The organism is Butyrivibrio sp. INlla14 (assembly GCF_900102515.1).
Classification (GTDB): domain Bacteria; phylum Bacillota; class Clostridia; order Lachnospirales; family Lachnospiraceae; genus Butyrivibrio.
Window position 1 is genome coordinate 1 of sequence record NZ_FMVS01000059.1, and the last position, 6,608, is coordinate 6,608.

Genomic DNA, 6,608 nt, shown 5'->3' on the forward strand with positions numbered 1-6,608 from the left:
ATTATACAAAAAGTATCGTCCAGAAGAAGCATTCCGCCTAAGGAAACGGCTTGAAATTCATTACACGCCAAAGCACGGAAGCTGGCTGGACATTGCTGAGATTGAATTAAATGTAATGACAAAACAATGCCTATCAAGGAGAATTGAAAGCATTGACAAACTTAAGTCTGAACTCTCTGCATGGGAGTCAGAACGTAACGCAAAGCAGGCAAAGGTTAAGTGGCAATTCACTAATGATAAAGCAAGGATAAAGCTGCTTTCCTTATACCCCAAGCTTGAGTAAATCTCAGGCTTGGAGATTAAATTAATTCTGAACTTGCCACGACACTAGTATTATCTTTTTCAATATATGCTCCTATAAAATAAACTTTATTATTTTATCTTCAATTATCAAGTTATGAGTTTCGTTACTGTCAACAAAATTTATCCATTCTCAGCACGCTCCGTATACGATTTGTCTGATGCCACGGATAAAGCTGTAATCAAGGCCGCCCTCGATCTGCTGCATGTAGATTACGATAAGTTCCTCGTTAGGATCTACGAAAAAGTAGGTTCCTGCCTTGCCATCCCAGCCGTACTCACCGATGCTGCCGTTTGAGCATGCCTGTGCAGGGTCTGTGAGAATTCGGAAGTAGTTGCCATAGTTGTAGCCAAGGCAGCCATTCATGTCGTGGAACTGGTCATGGATATCTCCTGATAGCTGTGGTGATGTCATGAAAGCAAGTGTTCTCTTGCCGATTAGCTCTTTTCCATGGTATGCACCCTTGTTAAGGAGCATCTGGGCAAAGTGAGCATAATCGTTGGCTGTGGTGTAAAGGCCAGATCCGCCCATTTCAAGCCATGGCATCTCTGTGGGGTTCTCCATCTCCATGCGGCGCTTCACATCGTCCTCAGCGCGGACTACCTTGCCTGTCTTGTCACGTCTGTAAAGGACAGCCTGCCTGAAGGCCTTGCTCTCATCAATCCAGAAACCTGTATCCTCCATGTTGAGAGGAGTAAAGATCTCTTTTTTCAAAAAGTCTGAGTATCTCTTGCCTGTGATCACTTCTATAACACCAGCCATGATATCTGCAGAATGGCCGTATCTAAAGCCTGTTCCGGGTTCAAAGGCAAGATAGCCCTCTGCAAGCTTGTTACAGACATCAACATTACTTCTAAGAATACCGGACTGTCTCTGAGTCTTGGCCTCTTTGTAAATCTTGGTCATAGACCTTTCGGCTTCGCCGAAATCCCCTGAATAGACGATTCCTGAGGTCATATTGAGAAGGTCCTTGACTGTGATAGGATTTCTAGCCTTGGTAATTCCCTCTGGTGAAGCCACCTTGCAATCAGCAAAGGCTGGCAGGTAATCTGAAACCTTGCTCATAAGGTCAAGTTCGCCGCGCTCATATAAAATCATGGCTGCCAAAGCTGTAATTGGCTTGGTCATGCTGAATATCTTATAAATGCTGTCTTCTCTATCGGGTTCGTAGTGATTTTCGTATACTCTTTTTCCATTGTGCTCCACAACTATTGTGGCACCCTGTAATAATCCTTTTTCACGCTGGCTCTCTATAAGTGTATCGAGCCTTCCAAGTTTCCTAATGTTCATAGTATCCTCTCTGTCCAATCTAAACTTATTAAAGCATGTACTGATTTAAATCTTATACATGCATTCTAATCATCTATTATTTTTCTAACCCCTATAGTATACTATATTTTTTTACACTTTACAGCGTTAACTTATAAGGTGATTAAAGGGCCGAAACTTTGACAGTTCCGGCCCTTAGCATTGTTTATAGTATTCTCTTTGTCTTAGAACTTAACAGATGGCAGCATGTACTTTCTCTGATAGAAATCCACAGCCTTCTCGAAACCATCTGCCTTCTCGTGCTTGAGTGTTTCAATATACTCATGTGCTTCATAAAGATCATCTTCAACTTCTATGATACCAACGGCTATATTGCTGCAGTGGTCAGCTATTCTCTCAAAATCTGTACCGATATCGCTCAGGTCAAAGCCTTGCTCAATAGTACATTTACCCTTGCGAAGTCTTCTAACATGGCGGCGCTTAACTTCCATGTTGATTCCGTCGATTGTCTCTTCAAGAGGTTCAATAGTCTTGGCAAGGTCCACATCCTGCTGGGTAAAAGATCTAATGGCAAGATCCATGATCTCTTTAACCGCTGCTGCGAAGATTTCCATCTCTGACTGTGCCTTTGGAGAAAATTCTCTCTTATTATCTGCCATGTTCTGAGCCTTCTGGGCAATGTTGAGAGCGTGGTCTGAAATACGCTCATAGTCAGTGATGCAGTGAAGAAGAAGTGACAATGTATGGCTATCCTCTGGTGAGAGGTGGTGGTTATTTATCTTCATGAGGTAGGTTCCAAGCTGGTCTTCATATTTGTCAATCTGACGCTCTATATGTTCAACCTCCTCTGAAACTTCTTTGTCATATTCTGTAATAAGGCCAATAGCTTTATTAAGTCCATCCTGGGCCATCTGAGCCATAGTGATCGCAGCCTGACGGGCCTGCTCAAGAGCAAATGGAGGGTTTGAAAGAAATCTTGGATCCAGTGTGCGGATACCCTGCTGTTCTTCCTGCTCCTTTTTCTCTTTCTCATCGATAGGAATTGTCTTGAGTGCAAGGTTAACAAGGAGCTGGGCAAATGGAAGCATAAGTGGTGTAGCCACAAGGTTAACCAGTGTGTGGATTCCGGCGATTCCTACCATTCCAGCCTTGTCATCCATAAAACTAAAATGAACTACTGCATTAACTGCATAGAAGATGATCATGAAGGATAATGCCTTGATCACGTTGAAATAAAGGTGCATCAGAGCGGTTCTCTTACCATTCTTGTTGGCTCCAAGGGATGAGAGGATTGCTGTGATACAGGTACCAACCTCAGCACCGATAACTACTGGGATTGCAATGCTATAGTTGATCATAACTGAAAGGGAAAGAGCCTGAAGTACACCGATTGTTCCGGCTGAGCTCTGGATTACCATTGTAAATATGATACCTACCAAAAATCCGATGACAGGATTGCTGAAGGTTGTAAGAATTGCCTTGAAGGAATCAACGTCCTTAAGAGGTGATACTGCGCTGGACATTGACTGCATACCAAACATAAGAACTGAAAATCCAAGAAGGATTGTTCCTACATTTTTCTTTTTCTCGGTCTTACCAAACATGTAAAGTGCGATACCGATAAGAGCCAGAAATGGTGTAAAGGATGCTGGCTTTAAAAGGTTTATTATAAAGTTATCACTGCTGATTGCATTTAAAGACAAAAGCCATGCTGTAAAGGTTGTTCCCAGGTTAGCACCAAGGATAACGCTTACTGCCTGCTTCAAGGTCATGATACCTGAGTTAACAAGGCCGACAACCATAACGGTTGATGCAGATGAAGACTGGACCAGAGCGGTTACACCCACTCCGAAGAGATAAGCTATTACGGGATGTTTGGTCACCTTGGCAAGGACGCTTTCAAGCTTGCCTCCTGCCATTTTGGTTAGGCCGCCGCTCATGACATTCATTCCATAAAGGAACATCGCCAGACCGCCGATCAATCCCGCAACTAGGCTGAACATTTCTAATGAACTCATTTTTCCTCCTGTAGGCATTTCTCCCCTGATAGCTGCGTGCTATCAATGCCTATAATTAAAATACTCTTTTGTTACAGCTATAATATTACAGTATTTACCTAAAAAATGCCATAAAAAAGATTTAGACTTAATTTCCGGCCTATTTTTTCTCTTTTCCATCAAGAAGTACACCTATCAGCGCGCCTATCAGCACTCCGGCAAGAGTCCCCATCCACAGGTTTGAAAAGGTTATACCCATGATAAAACCTGCAATAAGTCCCACAAAAATGTAAAATCCTGTCCAGGAAGTCTTTTGCTTTTTAATTGAATAAAAGTCAGAACCGTCTTTGTTTTCTCTGTAGACGTAACCTGCCTTTTCAAGGCCTTTCACGCGATGATCATTCTCATGTCTGCACTCTGTGCTGATTTCTCTTATGTTCTTAAAGCGGAAGGCAAAGGCTGCCATGGAATAATATATTTCAGAGATGATCTTGGCCTTCTCATAGGCTGGCTCTAAGTCCACCGTCATTTTCACATTGTCCTGAAACATGCCCTCCTCAAAACGGATGCTGCCTACCTTGTCATCGCTCCCCTCTTTTAAAGTAACCTTCCATTCGCTGTCAAAGAGCTTCTCTATGTCCTCTGGTGTTATATTAAAATGCGTTGTTACAAGCGGAAAAATATTCTCTGCCATTTCCCCAATCCTCCCTGATAATAGTCTTTTTCCTATTGTCTTCTTATAGTTTTTTATCGAACCTTATATACTCCCCATAGTGGGATTTGTTTACGCGTACCTGTCTTGGATCATCGGGCTCTGCTTCTGCATCGTCAGATCCCGGATATTTTTGTCCGTATATATTTTCTTCTATGGATACGGTTTTGTTTCTGATAAATCCCAGCTTTTCGCAAAGTCTTATGGACACTTCGTTCTCTTTTTTCACCAGGGTCTGAACTGTCTCAAGCCCTAGAACTTCCTTGCCATATTTAAGGATGGCATCGCAGGCCTCATAAGCGTACCCTTGTCCCTGATAGGCCTTTCCTATGAGGAATCCAAGTTCTATATTATCAAAGCCGTTTCGGATAGAATACCCGGCTCTTCCAATGACTTCGCCATCGCTCTTCCTTACTACTGTCCATATTCCAAAGCCCATAAGGCCATAGACTTTCTCGATATAATCCTTCTGGTAGCGCTTCTCATCCTCAGGATTTTCGAAAAGGCCTTCCATATACTTGGTCATCTCAGGCTCTTTGTAGAGTCTGTAAAACTCGTCCACATCTTCCACAGTGCTCTCTCTGATAATGAGTCTGTCTGTGCGGATGACTTCCCAGGGCTCGCCTGCATATCTCTGGTAAACCTTGGTAAAAGAATCAGCTTCAACCTGATCTATGTCATCAAAGATATACTTAAGGCCGTCAAACTTCTCATCTCTATTAAGGTCATGGAGCATTCCTATGCAGTAATAGCCCTTTGCAGATAGCTTTTTCGCATCCTCTGAGCTGTCGCAGATTATCAGTGTGTTCTTTTTCCCTGCGGCCTTTATCTTAGAGTAGGATTCCTCTCCCATTTCAAGAAGCTTTATATTATAGCCAGAGTCCTCCAGATACTGGGCGCAGCTTACTATTTGCGCCAGCACCTCTTTTTCCTCTATTGCAGATTTAGTTATTGAAAAAATAATGTTTTTTAACATAACTTTATTATAATGACAAATGATAAAGGGCGGCAAGCCAGATTTACTGACTTGCCGCCCTTAAAGTTTAATTATTTATCTTTTCTACTATATCAGCCCTCTTCTTCCTCTTTTTTCTTTTTTCCAGTGAGTAAAAGAGTTACTGCTGTAGCAGCAGCAAGAATGATTGCGAATACTCTTGTTGCCTCGTTTGTTGTATCCTCTGTCCTTGCTCTTCTTGCTCCGAGAACTGCCTGACCGCTTGTAGGCTCTTCTCTTCTAGCGCCAAGTACTGCCTGTGCTGGTGCTGGAGCTGTAGGAGCTGGTGCATCAGGAATTGTTACTGGTGTTGTTGGTGTAGGATCTGGAGTAGGTGTTGGAGGTGGTGTAGGTGGTGTAGGCGCGTTATCCACGATACAATATACTACTGTATCATACTCTGGAACCTCAATTGTTTCATTGTCTGCCGCACTTACCTTTAATGCCAGAAGCTCTTTTGCTTTTGCTAGCGCTCTGTCAAAAGGAGTTTCTCCTTCTGCATTCTCTACCTTCTCTATCTGCCATGCTCCAAATACATAACCGGAAAGACTAGGTCTTTCTGGAAGTGCAAGTGTGTCTCCTGCATGGAATTCTCCATTATGAGTCTTAAGTTCTTCTAACAGGCTATCCCAATTTGCAGGTGCTGTTACGCCGCTTGCTAATCTGTATTCAAAGGTTACAATGTATGTTATTTCTTCAAATACACCAATAAACTCTACGTCATCAGCTGGCATCTCAAACTTATTGTCTTCGATAGCTATATCTGCAGCTGTTGCCCATCCGCTAAATACATATCCGCTTGCTATCAGATCTGCTTCTACAGTTACTTCTTCTCCATATTTGTAAGATTTAGCTTCCGGAACCTCTACGCCTTCTGGAATAGCATTTTCATCTAATGTGTACTTAACCTCATACTCTTCTCTGTCATAGTAGAGCTTTATTACAAGACTTCCATCTCCCTGTACTGTAGGTGCTCCAAGTTCTTCTTCTCCTGCAAAGTACTTATTTCCACCTTCAACATATGTGAAGCCTTCTACGGTCTTTTTAAGTCCTTCAAGTACTTCATCACTGAGATCCTGATCTGCTACTCCATTGTCCTTGGTCTCTGTGAGGCTATCATCGATCTCATAGTCCTCTTCATTATCAAGTGACTGGAAGTAGTGCTCTACTGTGTACTTCACATCCTCTCTTGCTGTAAATGTTCCAGTTACCTCTACATCCTTAGCTGGCATTGTGAAGCTGTTTTCGCTTACTTCTGCATCTTCTGTATCCCATCCATCAAAGTCATAGCCTGGTGCCTCTGCCTTATCTGCAAGAGTTACTGTCTGTCCGTAC

General features: G+C 42.7%; 6 protein-coding genes. 1 reads left to right on the top strand and 5 read right to left on the bottom strand.

Features of this window, described 5'->3' with window-relative positions:
* Nucleotides 1–283: transposase (locus BLO53_RS18605; protein WP_176757248.1), on the top strand; the 283-nt coding region annotated here is incomplete at its 5' end.
* Nucleotides 284–433: 150 nt separating this feature from the next.
* On the opposite strand, the gene BLO53_RS18610 is transcribed toward BLO53_RS18605, so the two are convergent.
* The 5 genes from BLO53_RS18610 to BLO53_RS18630 form a co-directional block, all read right to left on the bottom strand.
* Nucleotides 434–1,591, bottom strand: a complete 1,158-nt coding sequence (locus BLO53_RS18610; protein WP_092065156.1) for a serine hydrolase domain-containing protein — start codon at nucleotides 1,589–1,591, stop codon at nucleotides 434–436.
* Between the two features lie 203 nt (nucleotides 1,592–1,794).
* Nucleotides 1,795–3,588, bottom strand: coding sequence for a Na/Pi cotransporter family protein (locus BLO53_RS18615; RefSeq protein WP_092065159.1), 1,794 nt, complete (start codon nucleotides 3,586–3,588; stop codon nucleotides 1,795–1,797).
* A 139-nt stretch (nucleotides 3,589–3,727) separates the two neighbouring features.
* Nucleotides 3,728–4,261: a hypothetical protein gene (locus BLO53_RS18620; RefSeq protein ID WP_092065162.1), complete on the bottom strand. Its 534-nt coding sequence runs from the start codon at nucleotides 4,259–4,261 to the stop codon at nucleotides 3,728–3,730.
* Nucleotides 4,262–4,304: 43 nt separating this feature from the next.
* Nucleotides 4,305–5,201 (bottom strand): GNAT family N-acetyltransferase, encoded by an 897-nt coding sequence (locus tag BLO53_RS18625; RefSeq protein WP_176757368.1) that lies wholly within the window; start codon nucleotides 5,199–5,201, stop codon nucleotides 4,305–4,307.
* A gap of 146 nt (nucleotides 5,202–5,347) precedes the next feature.
* The coding region (locus BLO53_RS18630; RefSeq protein ID WP_176757369.1) for an InlB B-repeat-containing protein at nucleotides 5,348–6,608 on the bottom strand (1,261 nt) is incomplete at its 5' end.